Source organism: Leisingera methylohalidivorans DSM 14336 (assembly GCF_000511355.1).
GTDB classification, from domain to species: Bacteria; Pseudomonadota; Alphaproteobacteria; order Rhodobacterales; family Rhodobacteraceae; genus Leisingera; species Leisingera methylohalidivorans.
This window is the reverse complement of the sequence record NC_023135.1, coordinates 3138263-3157839: the sequence shown is the minus strand read 5'-3', so window position 1 is coordinate 3157839 and position 19577 is coordinate 3138263. Positions and strand designations below refer to the sequence as shown.

The 19577-nt window shown below is 61.0% G+C and carries 19 protein-coding genes and 1 pseudogene; 7 read left to right on the top strand and 13 right to left on the bottom strand.

The window, feature by feature from the left end; translation table 11 throughout:
• Window position 1: 1 nt before the first annotated feature.
• The 6 genes and pseudogenes from METH_RS15510 to METH_RS24500 form a co-directional block, all read right to left on the bottom strand.
• Window positions 2-832: a carbohydrate ABC transporter permease gene (locus METH_RS15510; RefSeq protein WP_024091430.1), complete on the bottom strand. Its 831-nt coding sequence runs from the start codon at window positions 830-832 to the stop codon at window positions 2-4.
• A gap of 10 nt (window positions 833-842) precedes the next feature.
• Complete coding sequence (locus METH_RS15505; RefSeq protein WP_024091429.1) at window positions 843-1673, bottom strand: carbohydrate ABC transporter permease; 831 nt, start codon at window positions 1671-1673, stop codon at window positions 843-845.
• Window positions 1674-1917: 244 nt separating this feature from the next.
• On the bottom strand, window positions 1918-3219 hold the full coding sequence (locus METH_RS15500) for an ABC transporter substrate-binding protein (protein WP_024091428.1): 1302 nt from the start codon (window positions 3217-3219) through the stop codon (window positions 1918-1920).
• A 113-nt stretch (window positions 3220-3332) separates the two neighbouring features.
• The gene (locus METH_RS15495; RefSeq protein WP_024091427.1) at window positions 3333-4364 is read right to left on the bottom strand and encodes a LacI family DNA-binding transcriptional regulator; all 1032 of its coding nucleotides are present in this window, start codon (window positions 4362-4364) and stop codon (window positions 3333-3335) included.
• Window positions 4365-4897: 533 nt separating this feature from the next.
• Window positions 4898-5848: pseudogene (locus tag METH_RS15490) on the bottom strand (transposase).
• Window positions 5849-6055: a hypothetical protein gene (locus METH_RS24500; RefSeq protein ID WP_197538844.1), complete on the bottom strand. Its 207-nt coding sequence runs from the start codon at window positions 6053-6055 to the stop codon at window positions 5849-5851.
• A 352-nt stretch (window positions 6056-6407) separates the two neighbouring features.
• On the opposite strand from METH_RS24500, the gene METH_RS25185 reads away from it, so the two are divergent.
• Window positions 6408-6749, top strand: a complete 342-nt coding sequence (locus METH_RS25185; protein WP_052348721.1) for a Hint domain-containing protein — start codon at window positions 6408-6410, stop codon at window positions 6747-6749.
• On the top strand, window positions 6742-6945 hold the full coding sequence (locus METH_RS25385) for a hypothetical protein (protein WP_425412306.1): 204 nt from the start codon (window positions 6742-6744) through the stop codon (window positions 6943-6945). The genes METH_RS25185 and METH_RS25385 overlap by 8 nt, the downstream gene beginning before the upstream one ends.
• A 206-nt stretch (window positions 6946-7151) precedes the next feature.
• On the opposite strand, the gene METH_RS15480 is transcribed toward METH_RS25385, so the two are convergent.
• Complete coding sequence (locus METH_RS15480; RefSeq protein WP_052348720.1) at window positions 7152-7835, bottom strand: histidine utilization transcriptional repressor HutC; 684 nt, start codon at window positions 7833-7835, stop codon at window positions 7152-7154.
• Window positions 7836-8447: 612 nt separating this feature from the next.
• Between METH_RS15480 and rpsA the strand changes: the two genes are divergently transcribed.
• Window positions 8448-10127 (top strand): 30S ribosomal protein S1, encoded by a 1680-nt coding sequence (rpsA, locus tag METH_RS15475; protein WP_044008453.1) that lies wholly within the window; start codon window positions 8448-8450, stop codon window positions 10125-10127.
• A gap of 420 nt (window positions 10128-10547) precedes the next feature.
• On the opposite strand, the gene METH_RS15470 is transcribed toward rpsA, so the two are convergent.
• The 4 genes from METH_RS15470 to METH_RS24010 form a co-directional block, all read right to left on the bottom strand.
• A complete protein-coding gene (locus METH_RS15470; RefSeq protein ID WP_044008452.1) occupies window positions 10548-12044 on the bottom strand; it encodes a calcium-binding protein in 1497 nt (498 codons plus the stop codon).
• 389 nt (window positions 12045-12433) lie between these two features.
• Window positions 12434-12631, bottom strand: a complete 198-nt coding sequence (locus METH_RS15465) for a hypothetical protein (RefSeq protein ID WP_024091419.1) — start codon at window positions 12629-12631, stop codon at window positions 12434-12436.
• A 112-nt stretch (window positions 12632-12743) separates the two neighbouring features.
• Window positions 12744-14105, bottom strand: a complete 1362-nt coding sequence (locus tag METH_RS15460) for an ammonium transporter family protein (RefSeq protein WP_245602902.1) — start codon at window positions 14103-14105, stop codon at window positions 12744-12746.
• 14 nt (window positions 14106-14119) lie between these two features.
• Window positions 14120-14329: a hypothetical protein gene (locus METH_RS24010; protein WP_156927502.1), complete on the bottom strand. Its 210-nt coding sequence runs from the start codon at window positions 14327-14329 to the stop codon at window positions 14120-14122.
• 412 nt (window positions 14330-14741) lie between these two features.
• Between METH_RS24010 and ihfB the strand changes: the two genes are divergently transcribed.
• The 4 genes from ihfB to trpB all read left to right on the top strand — a co-directional run bounded on the left by ihfB (window position 14742) and on the right by trpB (window position 17798).
• Window positions 14742-15026, top strand: coding sequence for an integration host factor subunit beta (ihfB, locus tag METH_RS15450; RefSeq protein ID WP_024091416.1), 285 nt, complete (start codon window positions 14742-14744; stop codon window positions 15024-15026).
• Window positions 15026-15376 (top strand): LapA family protein, encoded by a 351-nt coding sequence (locus METH_RS15445; protein WP_024091415.1) that lies wholly within the window; start codon window positions 15026-15028, stop codon window positions 15374-15376. The genes ihfB and METH_RS15445 overlap by 1 nt, the downstream gene beginning before the upstream one ends.
• A 7-nt stretch (window positions 15377-15383) precedes the next feature.
• Window positions 15384-16037, top strand: a complete 654-nt coding sequence (locus METH_RS15440) for a phosphoribosylanthranilate isomerase (RefSeq protein ID WP_024091414.1) — start codon at window positions 15384-15386, stop codon at window positions 16035-16037.
• 501 nt (window positions 16038-16538) lie between these two features.
• Complete coding sequence (trpB, locus tag METH_RS15435) at window positions 16539-17798, top strand: tryptophan synthase subunit beta (protein WP_024091413.1); 1260 nt, start codon at window positions 16539-16541, stop codon at window positions 17796-17798.
• Between the two features lie 73 nt (window positions 17799-17871).
• Here the strand turns inward: trpB and METH_RS15430 are convergent, their stop codons facing one another.
• On the bottom strand, window positions 17872-18249 hold the full coding sequence (locus METH_RS15430; RefSeq protein ID WP_024091412.1) for a DUF2237 family protein: 378 nt from the start codon (window positions 18247-18249) through the stop codon (window positions 17872-17874).
• Window positions 18250-18423: 174 nt separating this feature from the next.
• Window positions 18424-19521 (bottom strand): redox-regulated ATPase YchF, encoded by a 1098-nt coding sequence (ychF, locus tag METH_RS15425; RefSeq protein ID WP_024091411.1) that lies wholly within the window; start codon window positions 19519-19521, stop codon window positions 18424-18426.
• Window positions 19522-19577 lie beyond the last annotated feature (56 nt).

Sequence of the window (19577 nt, the reverse complement as noted above, 5' to 3'; positions counted from 1 at the left end):
CTTATTTCACAGCGCCGAAGGTCAGGCCGCTGACGAGTTGTTTCTGGCTGAACCAGCCAAGGATCAGGATCGGGGCAATAGCCATAGTGGAGGCCGCGCTGAGCTTGGCGTAGAACAGGCCTTCGGGGCTGGAGTAGCTGGCGATGAAGGCGGTGAGGGGGGCTGCCTTGGCCGCGGTCAGGTTGAGGGTCCAGAAGGCTTCGTTCCAGGCCAGGATCACATTCAGCAGCAGCGTCGAGGCGATGCCGGGAATGGCCATGGGCGTCAGGATATACAGCACCTCTTCGCGCAGGGTAGCGCCATCCATCCGGGCGGCCTCCAGGATCTCGCCGGGGATCTCCTTGAAGTAGGTGTAAAGCATCCAGACGATGATCGGCAGGTTGATCAGCATCAGCACGATGACCAGTCCCACCTTGGTATCCAGCAGCCCCATTTTGATGAAGATCAGGTAGATCGGGTACAGCACGCCCACGGCAGGCAGCATTTTGGTAGACAGCATCCACAGAAGAATGTCCTTGGTCCGTTTCGAGGGCACAAAGGCCATCGACCAGGCGGCGGGCACCGCGATCAGAATGCCGAGAATGGTGGAGCCGCCTGCGATGATGATCGAATTCCACAGGAACCGGCCATAGTTGGAGCGCTCCTGTACCACGGTGTAGTTCTCCAGCGTCCAGTCAAAGAACAGGAAGACCGGCGGGTCGCTGATGGCCTGGGCTTCGGTCTTGAAGCTGGTCAGGATGGTCCAGAGGATCGGGAAGAAGATCAGAAGGCCCACACCCCAGGCCAGGGCAGTATTCAGGGCTTTGCGTTGCGATGTGATTGCACGTGCCATGAGGGCCTCCTTACGCGTCCAGGTTCTTGCCGACGATGCGCATCAGGAAGATGGCAACGATATTGGCGAGGATGATGGCGTAGACACCGCCAGCGGAGCCCAGGCCGATGTTCTGGCTCTCCAGCACGCGCTGGAAGATCAGATAGGTCAGGGTCTTGGTGCCAAAGGCGCCCTGGGTGGTGACAAAGATTTCCGCAAATATCGACAGCAGGAAGATGGTCTGGATCAGCACCACAACGGTGATGGCGCGCGACAGATGGGGCAGGGTGATAAAGGCAAAGCGTTTCACCGGAGGTGCGCCGTCCATTTCCGCGGCCTCCAGCTGTTCGCGGTCCAGAGACTGGATCGCGGTCAGCAGGATCAGCGTCGCAAAAGGCAGCCACTGCCAGCTGACGATCAGGATGATCGACTGGGTCGAGGCTTCGGTCAGCCAGACCAGCGGCTCGGCGCCAAAGGCCCGCCACACATGGGCCAGCAAGCCGTTCACAGGGTCCATGAACATGTTCTTCCAGACCAGTGCGGACACGGTGGGCATGACGAAGAAGGGCGCGATCACCAGGATGCGGACAATACCCCGGCCCCACATTGGCTGGTTGAGCAGGATTGCCAGCATCACCCCCAGCACCACAGTGATCAACAGGACGCCGCCGACGATCACCAATGTCGCCTGCACGCTGGGCCAGAAAGCGCTGGAGGATATGAAACGGACATAGTTGTCGAAACCAACCCAGCCCAGGTCGCCGCCCCGCAGCGGCAGGAATTTCTTGAACGAGAAGTAAAGCGTCATCGTCAGCGGCACCAGCATCCAGCCCAGCAGCAGGATGACAGCGGGCGCCATCATCAACCGGGCTGCGGTGCGGGCTTGTCTGGTTCCACCCTTGTGATCCCCTGAGGCGGGCTGGGGTGCCGCCGTGGGCGCGGGTGTGGCCATCGTCAGCCGCTCCGCCGATTGGGAGTGTTGCGTTGCCATTTGATATACCTCCTCCGTTGACGGCATCGGGCCGTCCTGGACGATTATGCGCTTTTGGGGATTGCTGAGGCCAGAGGGCGGCGCGGGTCCGCCCTCCGGGTCGTTGTGCGGGCGATCAGTAGCCTGCGGCTTCCATCTCGTCGGCGGTCAGCGCCTGGGCTTTGGCCAGGGCTTCATCTACGCTCTGCTGTCCGGCCAGCGCGGCTGCGAATTCCTGGCCGACCTGACCGGCAATGCCGGCAAACTCGGGGATCGCGGCAAATTGCACGCCAACATAGGGCACCGGATCGACGGTGGGGTTCGTCGGATCAGCCGACTGGATGCTTTCCAGTGTCATCCGCGCAAAGGGAACTTCCTGATAGTTGGGGTTCTCATAAAGCGAGGTGCGCGCACCCGGCGGCACGTTGGCCCAGCCCTCTTTCTCGGCGACCAGTTCAATGTAGTCCTTGGATGTGGCCCACTGGATGAATTCCTTGGCGACGTCCGCTTTCTGGGTGCCGGCTGGAACCGCCAGAGCCCAAGCCCACAGCCAGTTGCCGCGCTTGCCCTTGCCGGTGTCCGGCGCCAAGGCAAATCCGACCTTGTCCGCGACGGTGGAGTCATCGGGGTTGGTCACGAAGGAGGCCGCCACGGTGGCGTCGATCCACATGCCGCATTTGCCCTGCTGGAACAGCGACAGGTTTTCGTTGAAACCGTTGTTCGACGCGCCCGGAGGGCCGGCATCGTTCAGCAGGTTCACATAGAACTCCAGGGTTTCCTTCCACTCCGGCTGATCGAACTGGGGCTGCCAGTTTTCATCGAACCAGCGCGCGCCAAAGGCATTGGCGGTGGCAGTCAGGAACGCCATGTTCTCGCCCCAGCCGGCTTTGCCACGCAGGCAGATGCCATAGATACCGGCATCTTTGTCGGTCATGGCACGGGCGGCTTCGGCGACGAAATCCCATGCCGGGGCATCGGGCATTTCCAGACCGGCCTGCTCCATCAGGTCGGTCCGGTACATGATCATCGAGCTTTCGCCGTAAAACGGTGCCGCATAAAGCGTACCGTCAACGCTGAGACCGCCGCGCATCGCGGGCAGAATATCTTCAGCGTCGTATTCGGCAGGCAGATCATCCAGCGGCAACAGCCAGCCGTTGCGACCCCAGATCGGGGTTTCGTACATGCCGATGGTCATGATGTCGAACTGGCCACCCTTGGTGGTGATGTCGGTGGTGACACGCTGACGAAGCACATTTTCTTCCAGCGTCACCCATTCGACCTCATGGCCGGTCTTTTCGGTGAAATCGTCGGTCAGACCCTGCATCCGGATCATGTCGCCGTTGTTCACAGTGGCGATGGTGATGGTCTCGGCAGAGGCACTGCCTGCTGCGATCAGTGAAATGGCCGTTGCCGCACCCAAAGCGTACTTAGCAAACATCCTCTACCTCCCTGTTGAGATGTCGCCTCCAAGACTACCGGTGGCGGCGTGCTGGCGTCAATTTATATTTTACGCGCGTAAAGTTTGTAATGCTTGCCCGAAATATCAGCAGCTTAGGCGGACCCCCGCATGACCAGCCGGCCATCAAAAAGGGTTTCCTCCCGCGAATCAGGCGGGCTTTCCGCCTCAATGAGGTTCATCAGGGTCTCGGCACTTTTGCGGGCGATGGCCTCGTAATCCTGCGAGACCGTCGTCAACGTCGGGCAGGTGTAGCGGGAGAACGGGTGGTCATCATGCCCGGCAACCCGCATGGTGCAGTCAGTGCCCAGACCAACCCGTATTCCGGCCTCATAGGCCGCCGACAGGAAGCCGATAGCCAGGCGGTCATTGCTGCACAGGATCGTATCGGTTGGCAGGTTTCTGTCACGGACCACCCGGGTTCCTTCCCGAAAGCCGATTTCTTCAAATTCCCAGCCTTCACCGGAGGCCTGGATCAAATGCGGTGTGTGGTTCAGCCGCTCCATGGCGGCGAGATAGGCGTGGCGCCGTTTATGGGCGTTAGGGTTCGTGGGCTCCTTCATCTCGAAGAATGCAGGCGGTTCGCCTGTCCTGCACAGGTAGTCTACAATAAGATCAATGCTTTGATCGTTGTCTGAACCTACAAACGCCAGACCCGCAGAGTCGACATTGGCGTCAAACAACACCGCCGGAACCTCTTCGCAAAAGGCGGCAATGCGTGCTTGGTCCGATGCCCGCCCCAATGGGGCAAGCAGTACACCAGCCGGTTTGAGAAGCCGCAGATTCTCGAGGTTTTCGATCTCCTGTTCGGTGGTGCCGTGGGAGCCCAGCAGCACCGGCCGGTACCCAGTTCTCAGAATGTGCTCCTCAATATTGCGGGCGATTTCAGCAAAGAAGGGGTCGGCTAGATTGGGGACGACGATGCCGATATTCTTGGTCAACCGACGGTTCTGATTGATTGCATAGAGGTTGGGCCGGTAATCGTAGCGGTCAAGCGCAGCTTCGATGCGCTGCCTGGTCGAAGCCCTCACACTGGACGGGTCGTTGAAGAACTTCGACAGAGTCGGACGTGAAATGCCACTGACCGCCGCGAATTCCTCCATGTTCCTTATCTTTTTATCATTCATGAAGGCGCCCGCTTTGTCTGCACAGGGTATGACAAGGCCAATGCGGCCGTGTCTGAAAGGTTTCTGCCATGATAATTGACGCGCGAAAAATTTCCCACCCTGTTTTGCAGGTTGCATCACTACTTCTGGTATGCACGGGCCGTAACACCGTATGGCCGCGTCTCTCGGCGGCAGGCGGTGCGCAGCAGACCGAAAGTCTGGTTAGAGGAAGCTGCACGGCAGACGACGCTAAGCTTCGGGCGGCAGCTCAGGGTCGTCCCTACCGTGTCTGGCAAGCTGTAACTTGGAAAGGCCGCATAAGGAGATTGACCGGTCTGACGGCAGGAAGTTGGGTTTTGGACATGAGAATTCCCCCGACCTTTCCTTCTTCTCCAGGCGTCGGCATCGTGCTGACTGGCAGATTTTGCCAAAGTACGGAAACCACTGGTCACGAGCCTGATTTCAGCGCGTTGATACTGCACCGCCGCATGGCGGCAGGGAGCCCATTTTGCGATATGCTGTACCAGGCGCGAGCCACATAGCCACTGATCGGGTTAGGTTTTGTTGCACAAATCTGGATGTGTCCATACTTCCCCATTCCCCGGACGGTTTCCCCCTGCGGGCTCGGCAACAGGTATGCCAAGAGCAGCATCGCGATTGAGGACGGCAATGCGGACCTGGATTTCCGCCACTTGGCAGTTGAAGCCCCGCGCCATGAGGCTTTGGCCGAGCAGTTTGATCGAGCAGTTTGATACAGTGCATCCAATCGCCGGAAAAATGAACCCCCGGATCACTTTCAGGCCCTCCTCATATCCCGGCGCGGCTCCGGCGCTGGTTTCCGCTCCATCGTCGCCATAGGGCACGGCCGGGATATCGTGAGGCATTAATTGTCTCGTTCCGGCCGATGGCCCCTGCGCTCGCAGGCTTCCAGGGTTTGGCGTTTTTGCGCGGAGGAATGACGGCATGCGCGCCACGCGCGGCAATCGCATCGCGGCACTTACGGGTGTCGCAGGCACCATTTGCGGTCACTGATCCGATGCCTTGATCGGGTGGAATTTGGTTGAGTAGTCCGGGCTGCATGGGCGCATCAGCGATGTTGCTGGTGGTGGCCTCGACCGTTCGAACCTCCAACGTTTCTGCGCCGATCCCGATGTGTATTTTGCGCCAGATGCGCCGCTTGGGGGCGCCGTGTTTGCGGGCGTTCCACGCACCTTCACCCTCCGCCTTGATGCCGGTGCCGCCCAGTCCAGCCCGGCCAGCCGCAACAAGCATTGCACGACGCCGGTGGTTTGCCGCAAAGGCATGCCAGACAGGACCTTCAGGGTAAGGCAGGTCTGGATTGCCGCATCAGTGAAACTTCGCAGCTGTCCGCGCCTGCCGCTCGGCGGCGGCGTCCAGGCCCTCTCGGGATCAAACCAGATCGGCAGCGATCCGCCTTGCTTCAGTGCTGTGTTGCAAGCCCCGCCAGCGCAGTTGGGATCCGGAGGAATTCGGCTGCGTTTCATTCACAGCAGATTTGAAAGCCGAACGAGTTTATGCTGATACCAGACTGGATCCTTGACCTTGCAGCTTCCGGAACCGGTACGGATGCCGCTGACGACATGGATGGCAGCACCGGCGGCGACACGATCGCAGCCGGCGATGGCGACGGCGTCCTGGATGGGGCCACTGCCGCGGACACCCTGACCGGCGGCGGGGCGGGAAACGACCACGATGCGGTCGATGTCCCATCGGTCACCGCCGGGTGTCGGTTGACGCGGGCGCGGGCGGCACCGGCACTGTCAGCGGCTTCAGCATCGCCGATGATGACAGCGACGTTTTTTCAATCGCCAGCTGGATGTTTCCGATCTGACCGGCGGTGTCGTACCCGGCGGAGCTGGCCGCAACAGCGATGTCTCCGTAACTGACGATGGATCCGGCAATGCGCTGCTCACGTTCCCGGGAGGTGAAAAGTTTGTTCCGCAGGGGGTGGCCCCGTTACAGATCAAAACCACTGCCCAGCTCATATCTGCAGGCATCCCCTGTTTCACACCGGGTGTTCTTTTCGCCACCAGGCGCGGCGCAATGCCCGCTGGCCGGATCCGGGTGGGAGACATGCTGCAAACTGCCGACAACGGGTTTCAGCCGGTGATTTGGGTTTCTAAACGCATTCCGGGCCCGGCAGAGCTGGCACTGCGCCCGCATCTGCGGCCTTATTGCCGCCGTTCTGGCGGCCTGCTGTCTTTGGAGCGGCCGATGCCGCTGTCACCTAAGCACCGCCTGCTGGCCGACCCCAGGGCCTTTGGGCAAGACACGCAGTTCGGTGAAAGGTTTCTCTTGGCAAAATTGCAGGCAGAGGTCTGGCCGGAATTGCACGCAACGGGCCGGGACGGCCAATCCGGCTGCTTATGTGCACCTCATGACTGAGCGGCATGAGGTGATTTTCGCAGAAGGTATCGCAACAGAGACTTTCTGGCCCTGCCCCGAAGCAGTCCGCGGATTGTGCGCTGCAGGCAGGCGGGAGCTGTTCGGCCTCTTTCCCGACCCGGCTTCAGCGCAATGTCACCGCCTGCCGGGCAGGGAAGCCGCCGGCCCGGCCCGGGGTGGGGAAGCTGCGCTATGAAGACCGGCCAATGCGGCCCGCCGTCAGGCAGTCGGCGGGCGAAAGCCGGGGTGAATTCAAGATCCTGTCGGCCTGCATCACCCGTGCGGGTCAAAATGCAGTCTGACGGCCTTAGGCAACAGGCTGCACACGCATCGCCCTTTCAAGCCCGCGCCGGGGACGCCCGGCGCCAGCACCGCAGGCGGCGCGGCGTGCCAACGCTGAACTCACAGATGCGTTGTCATTTTGTATCCGGGAGCGAAAAACAGCTTTGCCAGCGTTACAGGCTTGTTGCGCAGCCAGGTAATCCGTTCCGCGGTGAACACCGGGTCGCCTAAAGGGGCGTCCAGAAACTCGGACACCGTCTGATCGGCCTTTGTTGCCATGAAGCTCAGCTCAAGATTTGTGAAGGGGACTTTTTGCACCAGCCAGTCATTCGGGCCGGATTCAGTGAAATCCGCGTCCAGAACCTCGGGAATGCTCTCAGTTACAACCCAGCGCACTTCGTACTGGAACGGCGCATTGTCGGCATAATGCATGCATCTGAGGTGCAGAACCTCCTGCTTTTGAAGGATATCAAGCCGGGATGACAGCCACGCCGGGGCCGGCATGATACGGCTCTCCACTAGGGAATACCGGTAAGCGGCGCCGGTCTCGGCGATTTCATCCCGCACCAGGGGGATTGAAAACTGGGCTTTGCGGACTGGTGAATTCAAAACCCGTGTCCCGGCTTTCCGCTTGCGTTCCAGATAGCCTTCTTCAGCCAGTTCCCGCAGCGCCCGGTTCACGGTGGTGCGCGTGCTCGAGAACTCAACAGCCAGTTCAGTTTCGCTGGGCAGCAGGCTGTCCGGTGCCCAGATCCTGTTCTGGATCCGGTCCAGAACGACCTGCTTGATATCCCTGTAGCTCATGTTCGCGCGGGGGGCTGGCATCCGGGTTCCCAACTCAATTAAAGAATTTTAATGGCTATATATATACACATAACGCCAGAGCGGGAAAGCGCTATAACCCGCTTTGCAGCCGGTACGGCCGGATCCGCTGCCTGTTGCGATGGCGGGTGCACATACCGATGCGGGGGGGGCGCCGGACTTCTTCCGCCAATGGCCGCTGTGCGGCGGCACGGCCGACCGTTCAAATCGCCAACCCGCCATGCTCAGCGCGCACAGGCTGGACATATCACCGCTCAGTATTAATCCGGTGGCTCACGCCTTAGGGCGGAGAGCCCTGAGCCTGGGCATCCCCGGCGGCCCGCCCGGTTTTGGCTGACGGCCTAATGCAGACCGCCGCCATGCTCCGCAGGCCTTCCCCCTTGCACGCAACCGGGAATCCGCCTATACGCGCGCTGTCGGTACAAGGGCGGTCAACGTCCGGATGACACATCTGAGCAGGGCTGAGGCACACCTCGGCCCTTTGTGTTTGTTTGATCAGATGTGATCCGGGCCACGTCCAGTGCGGCTGAACCAAGACCGGCGGAGACAACCGCATGGCCAGAAAAACCATATGAAAAGGAAATCTGAGACCTCATGGCTCAAAACGTATCAATGGAGGACTTCGAAGCCCTCCTGAACGAAAGCTTCGAAATGGACACTCCGGACGAGGGTTCGGTTGTCAAAGGCAAAGTACTGGCAATCGAAGCCGGTCAGGCCATCATCGACGTCGGCTACAAAATGGAAGGCCGCGTTGATCTGAAAGAATTCGCAAATCCCGGCGAAGCTGCTGAAATCGCTGTCGGCGACGAAGTGGAAGTCTTCCTGCGCTCGGCTGAAAACGCCCGCGGCGAAGCCGTCATCTCGCGTGAGATGGCCCGCCGTGAAGAAGCCTGGGACCGCCTGGAAAAAGCATATGCCGACGACCAGCGCGTCGAAGGCGCGATCTTCGGCCGCGTCAAGGGCGGCTTCACCGTCGATCTGGGCGGCGCTGTTGCGTTCCTGCCCGGTTCGCAGGTTGACGTGCGCCCCGTGCGCGACGCCGGCCCGCTGATGGGTCTGAAGCAGCCGTTCCAGATCCTGAAAATGGACCGCCGCCGCGGCAACATCGTTGTCTCGCGCCGTGCCATCCTGGAAGAATCGCGTGCCGAACAGCGTGCCGAAGTCATCGGCAACCTGTCCGAAGGCCAAGCGGTCGACGGTGTGGTCAAGAACATCACCGAATACGGTGCGTTTGTTGACCTCGGCGGCGTTGACGGCCTGCTGCACGTCACCGACATGGCATGGCGCCGTGTGAACCACCCCTCCGAGATCCTGTCGATCGGCGAAACCGTCAAGGTTCAGGTCATCAAGATCAACAAAGAGACCCACCGTATCTCCCTCGGCATGAAGCAGCTGCAGGAAGATCCGTGGGATCTGGTTGGCGCCAAGTACCCGCTCTCCTCGGTCCACAAGGGCCGCGTCACCAACATCACCGATTACGGTGCATTTGTTGAGCTGGAGCCCGGTGTCGAAGGTCTGGTCCACGTCTCCGAGATGTCCTGGACCAAGAAAAACGTCCACCCGGGCAAGATCGTCTCCACCTCGCAGGAAGTCGACGTCATGGTTCTGGAAATCGACGGTGCCAAGCGCCGCGTTTCCCTGGGCCTCAAGCAGACCATGCGCAACCCGTGGGAAGTCTTCTCCGAAGCCAACCCGGAAGGCACCGAGGTCGAAGGCGAAGTCAAGAACATCACCGAATTCGGTCTGTTCATCGGCCTCGACGGCGACATCGACGGCATGGTTCACCTCTCCGACCTGTCCTGGGACGAGCGCGGCGAGGATGCGATCCAGAACTACCGCAAGGGCGACATGGTTTCGGCCGTTGTTTCCGAAGTGGACGTCGACAAAGAGCGTATCTCGCTGTCGATCAAAGCTCTGGGCGGCGACAAGTTCGCAGAAGCGGTTGGCGGCGTGAAGCGCGGCTCGATCGTGACCGTGAATGTGACCGCAATCGAAGACGGCGGCATCGAAGTGGAATATGAGGGCATGAAATCCTTCATCCGCCGCTCCGACCTGGCCCGCGACCGTGCCGACCAGCGCCCCGAGCGTTTCTCGGTTGGCGACAAGGTCGACGTCCGCGTCACCAACGTCGACTCCAAGACCCGCCGTCTGGGCCTGTCCATCAAGGCGCGTGAGATCGCAGAAGAAAAAGAAGCTGTGGAACAGTATGGCTCCTCGGACTCCGGCGCTTCGCTGGGCGACATCCTGGGCGCCGCGCTGAAGTCGGGCGACTAATCTCCCCGGCCTCACGGCAGAAAAACGAAAGCCCCGCAGGTTTCTGCGGGGCTTTTTTTGTTCCGCCGAGGGGCGGGTTTGAGCTCATGAATTGTGAACCGGTATGCAAAAGCCCCCCATTGTCGGGGTGATCGGCTTCCAAAGGGGGCTCACCTTATGAGGTGGTCCACCCTGCTTCCGGGGGTGTTCGGGAGCAAGCTTTGGGATGTTGGGTGTGGAAACGATTGCGAAGATCCGCCCGGCATATTTTCAGGATGGCAAATAGGTTCGGCAGATCTGGCGGGACTTGCGGGATTACCCGAACCGCACTCTTACACCACGGCCCGCACCGAAAATCCTTCACCATTCTGGACAACGGCTGCCATACCCACGTAGATAAACGACGCGGGTTCAATAGCGGTCGTTTTCGACAACTCGAATTCAAAACAGAAAGTCGGACGAACTCAACTCTTCTGCGGTTATTCCGATCAGAAAGATTGTAACGTCTTCTGTTCTTACCCGCACGCCTTCCACTTGGGTGCCGCCTAAAGTCTGAGACCCGTTTGCCAAGTTCGCCATAATCCTTGCTTCGGCATCGCCGCTATTAGCGTACTGATCCCTCAAATAGTCGGAGAGATCAATGAGGTCCCGGCCAACGTGGAAGTCCGAAATCGTAACTAGGCCAGAAGGATCAGCTCCAAATTCATCGGGCTCACCAAAGTGGAATACATCGCGCCCCGCACCCCCGGTCACGGTCAGGCCACCACCATTCTGGCCTGTTGTGTCTCCAATTTCACCGAGACTGTGCCCATAGAAATCGAAAACGTCGTCTCCCCGGCCTCCGAAGATGACGCCGGAGCCATTGCCTACGTTGATCTTATCGTTCCCATCTCCGCCCCTGACTGTATCAATTCCCGCCCCGGTAGTAATGGTGTCCCGGCCGCGGCCTCCTTCAAGCCTGTCGTTACCCAGGCCGCCATCCAGGAAATCACGGCCACCCTTGCCGGCGAGACGGTCGTCACCGCGTTCCCCGAACATCGCTTCCGCGCTGCGGCCGCCGATTCCGCGATCATCTCCGGCGCCCATGTACACAGCGCTGCCGGGTTGCCGGAAGGTTTCATCTGCACTTGATCCTAGCAATACCTGTGATCTGTGGCCCTCATGGCCAATGACCACGCGATCTTCGATTTGGAGTGGCTGGGCCTTAATCTTGAGCTGATCTTCGTTGAGGTGGCCGGAGAATAACTTTGAAACCCTGATCACTGACCCATTTTCGAGTGAGATTTCGACAGTCCGTTCACTTGTGTCTACAAAAGTGGAGCGGAGCAGCATGTCGTCGTAAGTCAGATCAATACCATGCAGTACGATTTTGTCTTCTAAACCGAAGTCGAAAAGCTTCACCGTTGTGGTATGGGGCGATATCAAATCGACGTGGCCGTCGATGTGGATGGTATCCCGCTTGCCGTCCCCTACGCCCAGGGTTCCAGAACGTGTATCGTTCACCCAGACATTTGCGTAGGTGCTCATGAGAAAAGCTGTGTCCCGCCCTGCGCCTAGTCTGGCATGTGCGGTCCCGGTTCCGACATCCCCTGCCAGGATCAGACGGTCACTCCCGGCTCCCATATCGACCGCCATTCCGAACGCCAGATCCCCGCCATTGAAGGTTGCGTCGCCATCATGCCGGTGAATCACGGCCGTGTCATTCCCATCCCCGAGAAACAAAAAACTCCCGTTTGCAGAATTGACATCGGCGGAGGAGGTGGCAAATGCGTAATAGCGGTCTCTTCCCTCATTCCCGTAGATTTGCCCGAAACCCGTAATCGTATCGGCCCCGCCATTAGCTTGAAGGACATCCCTTCCTCCGAGCCCCCGTATGAAGTCCCTGCCATCCGTACCGAAGATTGACTCTGAATCGGACGTGCCTTTTAACCGTACCATATCGCAACCATTTATATTTGAATTTACCCTGGGGGCAGGGTGGCAGCTCGGAATGCCTCTGGGAAGCTGAAAGTGGATGATATGGCTCGCCTCAGGGTGGTTTAATCTGCCGGGGGCGCAGCAGCTTTGATAGTGCCCGGTCACGACCTGAAAGCTCGGGGCTTGCTCATCCTGACCGGCCGCTTGTGGCTGGGGCGGCGAAGGCCCGGACGCCCGCGGCGAGCGGCCATAGTGGCCGTGGCGGTCAATCTGGAGGGCCGCCGCGAGGGTCAGCCAATGATGCGCCCTTGGTTCAAGCACAATGGCGAACGGCATCGCCCGTCAGCCCGGCGAGGCGGAGGTCTTCCGGGGCGCGTTCCTGCGCGGCGCCCAGCCTTTCGGCTCCGCCCCTAGTTCGGCCGCACCGCCACCAGCAGGACCCCCAGTTCCTCTTCCAGCTGCTGCAGTTTCTTCAGCTGCTCGTCCGGCAGGGCGGCGGAATCCGCGTTGACGCCGGCCAGCGCAACCACCGGGCTGCCGATGTCCCTCTCAAGGCTCTTGATCGCCCTCAGTTTCTCAGCCTCAAGCGTGGCAAGCGGGTACAGCATGCTGGTCTCCTCTCTGTTGATGCGGCCGAGTATAGCAGATTCCGCCGTGTTCAGGACCGCGAACGAAAAAGGCCCCGGCAGATGCCGGGGCCTTTCACATTTGCAAAGAGGATCAGGCGCGTTGCGCGCTGTCCGCGTGGGTGACGACATCGGGCTCCAGATCCCAGTTCTTGCTGTCCAGCCCGTCGATCTGGTCGTCCTCGGAGACCCGCAGGCCCACGGTCCGCTCCAGGACAAAGGACAGCACCAGCGCGGTGACAACACCGGCGCCGATGCAGACCGCGGTGCCCGCCAGCTGCATCACCAGCGAGATTTCCCCGTGCTGGAACGCATAGGCGCCGTCCTCGATCCCGAAATAGCCGCCGCGCGGGGTGCCGGCCTTGAACAGGCCGAGCATGACCAGGCCGAAGATGCCGGAGCCCAGGAACAGCGGGAACAGCTTGTGCTCGTCGATGCCGCGCTTCAGCGTGAACTCATAGACCGCATAGGCGGCAAAGGGCGCCACCAGCCCGACAACAAAGGCCTGCCAGGGCAGGTAGACATCAAAGCCGGACGCGCCTGCAACATAGCCCGCCAGCGGTCCTAACAGGGTATAGGCGTATTTGCCGGTGGTATAGGCGATCAGCAGGCCGGTGACCGCGCCGCCCGCCCAGACCAGGGCGTAGTTGTTGATCGCGATGCCGACACTGGTATCGGCCATGGTGATGCTGACGGCCAGCGCTTCAGGGTCAAAGAAGAACAGGCAGGACAGGATCACCATCGGCAGACCTGCAAAGATCAGCAGCAGGCCGGGGGCGCACAGGCCGATGCTGGGGGCGAGATAGGCCGAGATCCGCGGATGCGGCGCCATCATGCCGGGGCGCGCACCCAGTTTCGGGGTGAACACCAGCGCCATGCCTGCGGGGAAAAGATAAACAAAGCCGACGCCGAAGAAGTCATGGAACCCGGCATTGGTCAGCGGTCCGACCGACCCCCAGGTGGCCCAGCTCAAGCCCGAAGACACCACTGTCGCGACAATGCAGGTGATGAAATAGGCCGAGGCCTTCATCCGCTCCGACACCGCGAAATGCAGCAGGATGTTGATGATCCCGGCAAACACCGCCAGGAAGAAGATGAAAATCTGGAAGGTGTTCAGCCCCGGAAAGGTTCCTGGATCGGTATGATGCGCCATGGCATTGGTCAGGGCGCCGCCAAGCCACCAATCCTTGATGGAATCCATCATGGTTGCGCCTTCCATGATGTAATATTGCCCGGCCCACAGGCCAAAACCGATGATGTAGTAGGTCGCAAACCCCAGGAAGAACCCGAGCGTCTTTTCAATCGTCGAGTTGAAAAGATTTCTGCGCCGTGCAGTGCCTGCGTCGATCAGCAGCAGGCCCACGACGACCAGGATGGCTCCAACGATCCCTGAAGCGTACAGAATATTCTGTACCAGGGAATTCAGCGTAACTTGCTGTGCGTGTATCGTGCTCACGTCCAATAGCATTATTAGTTTTCTCCAAGTTGGTTTGTCTTTCTGCCGGTTGTTTGCCACCAGCTTTGACAGGCCGGCTTATGCTGCCGCCAAAGGGCAGAGCATGCCGGTTCGAAACGCACCAGGCCGATCGGTTTTTCGGTCGCACCCGGTTCCAGGAAAGGATGACGGATACGAAGCGCTTTACAATAAAAATATTTCACCTCGTGGAAATAAAGTTTCATATGCGGCGTATGCGGCGGCCAAATGCCGCATCCCGCGTTGCCGGGCCGGGGAACGGCGTGGTTTCCAGCCGGCCAGGGGGACGGAATCAACTGGCCCCAGCAGGTGCCGCGGCGCAGGAAAGGCCGCACCGGCGCGGCTTTCGCACTGCTTGCTCCGGCCCGGCTGCCTGTGTGCTCCGGCGGCTGTTTGCCGGCCCGAATCAAACCGGGGCGGCGCGCCTGGCAGCGGGGAATGCTGCGCCGCGGCGGCTGTCTGCCGCTCCGAAATGGCAGCCTCAAAGGGGAAATTCCGGTGAACTCCCGCCGATTTACCCGTCATGCACGCGGCATTTTGTTCCCTCTTGCAAGAATTTTTCCTATACTCTCAGAATAATAGCCAGAACATACCAGGCAGCCTGGGAGGGAAGAAAACATGATCCGCTCTGAGTTGATTCAGATGATTGCAGACGAAAACCCGCACCTGTATCAGCGGGATGTGGAGAGGATCGTGAACACGGTGTTCGAGGAAGTGACCGATGCGATGTCGCGCGGCGACCGGGTTGAACTGCGCGGCTTCGGCGCCTTTTCGGTCAAGAAGCGGGACTCGCGGACCGGCCGCAATCCCCGCACCGGTGAAACGGTCCATGTCGAGGAAAAACATGTGCCGTTCTTCAAGACTGGCAAGCTCTTGAGGGACCGCCTGAACGGGAAAGCCTGATGCGTTATATTCGCTACGCGGTTCTGGGGGCTCTGGCCATCGTGCTGGTGTCGGTTGCCGTTGCAAACCGCTCTTTTGTCGAGCTGAAGCTGATGCCCGCGGCACTGGCTGAGCTTTTCGGGTTTAACTACACCGTTGCGCTGCCGCTGTTTGCGGTGGTGCTGGGCGGGGTTGTCGCCGGGCTGGTGATCGGCTTCCTGTGGGAATGGCTGCGCGAGCACAAGCACCGCAGCGAAGCGGCGCAGAAGGCGCGCGAGGCGCGCAGGCTGAACCGCGAAGTGAGCAGGCTGAAAAAGCAGAAGAACGAAGGCAAAGACGAAGTCCTGGCGCTTCTGGAAGACGCAGGCTGACACCGCCATGACAGAAATCCGGGTCAAGATCTGCGGGCTCAGCGCACCGCAGGATATTGCTGCCGTGGCCGGGGCAGGGGCGGTTTATGCCGGTTTTGTGTTTTTCCCCAAGTCCCCGCGCAACGTCAGCATCGAACAGGCCGCAGCTCTGGCTGTCGAGGCCCCCGCCGGCCTGTGCAAGGTGGCGCTGACCGTCAATGCTTCGGATGCCGAGCTTGATGCGCTCACAGCTGCCGTGCCGCTTGATATGCTGCAGCTCCACGGCAGGGAAAGCCCGCAACGGGTCGCAGACGTGCGCGCGCGCTACGGCCTGCCGGTGATGAAGGCGGTGGGCATCGCCGAGGCCGCCGACATTCCGCAGATTGCGCTCTATGAACAGGTGGCGGATCAGCTGCTGATCGACGCCAAGCCCCCCAAGGAGGCGGCGCTGCCGGGCGGCAATGGCCTGGCGTTTGACTGGCGCCTGCTGGCGGGGCGCAAATACTGGCAGAAACCCTGGATGCTGGCCGGCGGGCTCACCCCGGACAACGTCGCCGAGGCGATCCGCATGACCGGCGCCCGCCAGGTGGATGTCTCCTCCGGCGTCGAAACCGCGCCGGGACAAAAGGATGCCGCGCTGATCGAATGTTTCACCAGGGCCGCATTGGCCGCCCGCGGCTGACCTTCCCGCGCCGCCGCCCCTTGTCCCGAGGGGCGGGCGGCGGATTCCGAGTGTTCGGGGAAGGAGGAAGGCGGATTGGCCGGCAGTTTCATCTTTCCTGAAATACGCACTGCGCGGCACCGGCCTGCGGAGGCTCTGCCCGGGTGTTGCGCCGGCAGCGAACGCTGCCCTCATCCCCTTTTAAACCGGCTCTGCCATAGTGGTGCCTGATCGCGGTCGCCGCCGGGCCTGACACCCCCGGCATCCAGGAACAGGGCCCTGACAATTGGGGCCGTGCAGAGACAACGTTTAGCACGCGGGCGGATGCGCCCGCCCGCCTCCGCCTATTGGCGGCGCCGCCAACTTTATCCTCCTGATGGTCAGGACCGGCAGCAAGCAGCAGCAATCAGAATTTCCGGCAGGGCAGCGGCCTTCGCCGGATGGACCCGCTTGCCAAAGTCCTCTTTACCCGGCCTGCGGTGCGCTATAGTCATTGCGGGCGCTGCGAGAGAGGGAAGAACCATGGCCGACGATCTTTTCAACAGCTTCATGAACGGTCCGGATGAACAGGGGCGTTTCGGCATCTTTGGCGGGCGCTTCGTCTCGGAGACCCTGATGCCGCTGATCCTGAGCCTGGAAGAGGAATACAACCGGGCCAAGGATGATCCGGCCTTCTGGGCAGAGATGAAGGATCTGTGGACGCATTACGTCGGCCGCCCCAGCCCGCTGTACCACGCCGAGCGCCTCAGCACCGAGCTGGGCGGCGCCAAGATCTATATGAAGCGCGACGAGCTGAACCACACCGGCGCGCATAAGGTGAACAACGTGCTGGGCCAGATCCTGCTGGCGCGCCGCATGGGCAAGACCCGGATCATTGCCGAAACCGGCGCCGGCCAGCATGGCGTGGCCACAGCCACCGTCTGCGCCAAGTTCGGCCTCAAATGCATCGTCTACATGGGCGCCCATGACGTGAAGCGGCAGGCGCCGAACGTGTTCCGCATGCGCCTGCTGGGCGCTGAAGTGATCCCGGTCACCTCGGGCCGCGGCACCCTGAAGGATGCGATGAACGACGCGCTGCGCGACTGGGTGACCAATGTGCGCGACACCTTCTATTGCATCGGCACCGCCGCCGGCCCGCACCCGTACCCGGCGATGGTGCGCGATTTCCAGTCGATCATCGGCAAGGAGGTCCGCTGGCAGCTGGCCGAGCAGGAAGGCGAAGGCCGCCTGCCGGACACCGTGATCGCCGCGATCGGCGGCGGCTCCAACGCGATCGGCCTGTTCCACCCCTTCCTGGATGACCCCTCGGTGAAAATCATCGGGGTCGAGGCCGGCGGCAAGGGTGTGGATGACCGGATCCAGCATTGCGCCTCCCTCACTGGCGGGCGTCCGGGCGTATTGCACGGCAACCGCACCTATCTGCTGCAGGACGACGACGGCCAGATCCAGGAAGGCTATTCGATCTCCGCAGGCCTCGATTACCCCGGCATCGGCCCCGAACATTCCTGGCTGCATGAATCGGGGCGCGCCGAATATGTCTCGATCACCGACAAGGAAGCGCTGGAGGCCTTCCAGGTCAGCTGCCGCACCGAAGGAATCATCCCGGCTCTGGAGCCGTCGCACGCGCTGGCGCATGTGATGAAGATCGCGCCCAAGCTGCCGTCGGACCACATCATTGTGATGAACATGTGCGGCCGCGGCGACAAGGACGTGTTCACCGTTGCCAAGCATCTTGGGTTCGATATGTCCGACACCGAAGAAGGCCGCAGCTTCGAGGAGTGAGACCGGACAGCCCGGTAAAATAAAACAGGCGCCCTGCGGGGCGCCTTTCTTGTTGTTGGCGCTTCAGGCCGCTTCAGGCGGGGTCGGCGGCATAGCTTTGCAGAATGCCAAGCGGCACAATCTCCAGCGCCCGCTGATGGGTGGCCTCAAGATGCACCTTGGGGGCGCAGCCCTCATCCGCCGCCTGCAGGAACCGCGCCGCGCACAGGCACCAGCGGTCGCCGGGCTGCAGGCCGGCAAAGCCGAACTCGGCCCGCGGGGTGGACAGGTCGTTGCCAACATATTTCGAGAACGCCAGAAACTCTGCGGTGGTCACAACGCACACCGTGTGGCTGCCGTGATCCTCGGTGCAGGTGTTGCAATGCCCATCGCGGAAGAAGCCGGTCACCGGCGCGGTGGAGCAGGGCGCCAGCGGGCCGCCCAGAACATTGATGCTGTTATCTTTTTCCATGCTGCACCTTGTCCATATCGCATGCGGGTTAATGGTAGCGCGATTGCGCTGCCGGTCCCGGTAATTCCGGCGTGAAGTGTCCGGCGCGCATAGGATTGCCCCGGCAGGCCGCAAAATGCAATCCGCCCGCCAGATGATCTGACGGGCGGATGAAAATCAGGCTGGCAACCCGGCTCAGGTGTTGAACAGGAAGTGCAGCACGTCGCCGTCTTTCACGACATAGCTTTTGCCTTCGGCGCGCATCTTGCCGGCTTCCTTGGCGCCTTGTTCGCCGTTGCAGGCGATGAAGTCGTCATAGGCGATGGTCTCGGCGCGGATGAAACCCTTCTCGAAATCGCCATGGATCACCCCGGCCGCCTGCGGCGCCGCGGTGCCGGTGCGGATGGTCCAGGCGCGGGCCTCTTTCGGGCCGACGGTGAAATAGGTCTCCAGATGCAGCAGTTCATAACCGGCACGGATCAGCCGGTCCAAACCTGCCTCTTCCAGCCCCATCTCCTCCAGGAACATCTGGGCTTCTTCCGCTTCCAGCTGGCTGATCTCTTCCTCGATCTGGGCGGAGATGATCACATGGGAATTGCCCTGCGCTGCAGCCATTTCGGCCACTTTGGCGGAATGCGCATTGCCTTCGACCGATTCCGATTCACCCACATTGCAGACATAAAGCACCGGCTTGGTGGTCAGCAGCTGCAGCAGCTTCCAGGCCTTGGCGTCCTCGGCGTCCACCTCGACCAGACGGGCGGGCCTGCCGTCCTCCAGCATCGCCTGGGCGGCGGCCAGCAGGCGGTCCTGCTGCTGGGCTTCCTTGTCGTTACCCTTCAGCTTGCGCACCAGATTGGCGCGGCGTTTTTCGATGCTTTCCAGGTCCGACAGCATCAGCTCGGTCTCGATCACCTCGGCGTCCGCGACCGGGTCGACACGGCCGTCCACATGGGTCACGTCGCCGTCCTCAAAACAGCGCAGCACATGGGCAATCGCGTCGGTTTCACGGATGTTGGCCAGGAACTGGTTGCCCAGGCCCTCGCCCTGCGACGCGCCTTTGACCAGGCCGGCGATGTCGACAAATGTCATCCGGGTCGGGATGATCTGCTTGGAGCCGGCAATCGCTGCCAGCTTGTCCAGACGCGCGTCCGGCACCCCCACTTCGCCCACATTGGGCTCAATCGTGCAGAACGGAAAATTGGCCGCCTGCGCCGAGGCGGTTTTGGTGAGCGCATTGAACAGCGTCGATTTGCCAACATTCGGCAGGCCGACGATTCCCATCTTAAAGCCCATACCGGCCTCCTGATACCACTTGGGAGCCGCTTCTAGGCAGCATTGGGCTTGCGCGC

Excerpts from the sequence above, each read along its gene's own strand:
- METH_RS15470 (WP_044008452.1), bottom strand. The coding sequence starts at position 12,044 with ATGGTACGGTTAAAAGGCACGTCCGATTCAGAGTCAATCTTCGGTACG.
- METH_RS15510 (WP_024091430.1), bottom strand. The coding sequence starts at position 832 with ATGGCACGTGCAATCACATCGCAACGCAAAGCCCTGAATACTGCCCTG.
- METH_RS15430 (WP_024091412.1), bottom strand. The coding sequence starts at position 18,249 with ATGGAAAAAGATAACAGCATCAATGTTCTGGGCGGCCCGCTGGCGCCC.
- METH_RS15500 (WP_024091428.1), bottom strand. The coding sequence starts at position 3,219 with ATGTTTGCTAAGTACGCTTTGGGTGCGGCAACGGCCATTTCACTGATC.
- METH_RS15465 (WP_024091419.1), bottom strand. The coding sequence starts at position 12,631 with ATGCTGTACCCGCTTGCCACGCTTGAGGCTGAGAAACTGAGGGCGATC.
- METH_RS15495 (WP_024091427.1), bottom strand. The coding sequence starts at position 4,364 with ATGAATGATAAAAAGATAAGGAACATGGAGGAATTCGCGGCGGTCAGT.
- METH_RS25385 (WP_425412306.1), top strand. The coding sequence starts at position 6,742 with ATGACTGAGCGGCATGAGGTGATTTTCGCAGAAGGTATCGCAACAGAG.
- ihfB (WP_024091416.1), top strand. The coding sequence starts at position 14,742 with ATGATCCGCTCTGAGTTGATTCAGATGATTGCAGACGAAAACCCGCAC.
- ychF (WP_024091411.1), bottom strand. The coding sequence starts at position 19,521 with ATGGGCTTTAAGATGGGAATCGTCGGCCTGCCGAATGTTGGCAAATCG.
- METH_RS25185 (WP_052348721.1), top strand. The coding sequence starts at position 6,408 with ATGCCCGCTGGCCGGATCCGGGTGGGAGACATGCTGCAAACTGCCGAC.
- METH_RS15440 (WP_024091414.1), top strand. The coding sequence starts at position 15,384 with ATGACAGAAATCCGGGTCAAGATCTGCGGGCTCAGCGCACCGCAGGAT.
- METH_RS15480 (WP_052348720.1), bottom strand. The coding sequence starts at position 7,835 with ATGAGCTACAGGGATATCAAGCAGGTCGTTCTGGACCGGATCCAGAAC.
- trpB (WP_024091413.1), top strand. The coding sequence starts at position 16,539 with ATGGCCGACGATCTTTTCAACAGCTTCATGAACGGTCCGGATGAACAG.
- METH_RS24010 (WP_156927502.1), bottom strand. The coding sequence starts at position 14,329 with ATGAAACTTTATTTCCACGAGGTGAAATATTTTTATTGTAAAGCGCTT.
- METH_RS15505 (WP_024091429.1), bottom strand. The coding sequence starts at position 1,673 with ATGATGGCGCCCGCTGTCATCCTGCTGCTGGGCTGGATGCTGGTGCCG.
- METH_RS15445 (WP_024091415.1), top strand. The coding sequence starts at position 15,026 with ATGCGTTATATTCGCTACGCGGTTCTGGGGGCTCTGGCCATCGTGCTG.
- rpsA (WP_044008453.1), top strand. The coding sequence starts at position 8,448 with ATGGCTCAAAACGTATCAATGGAGGACTTCGAAGCCCTCCTGAACGAA.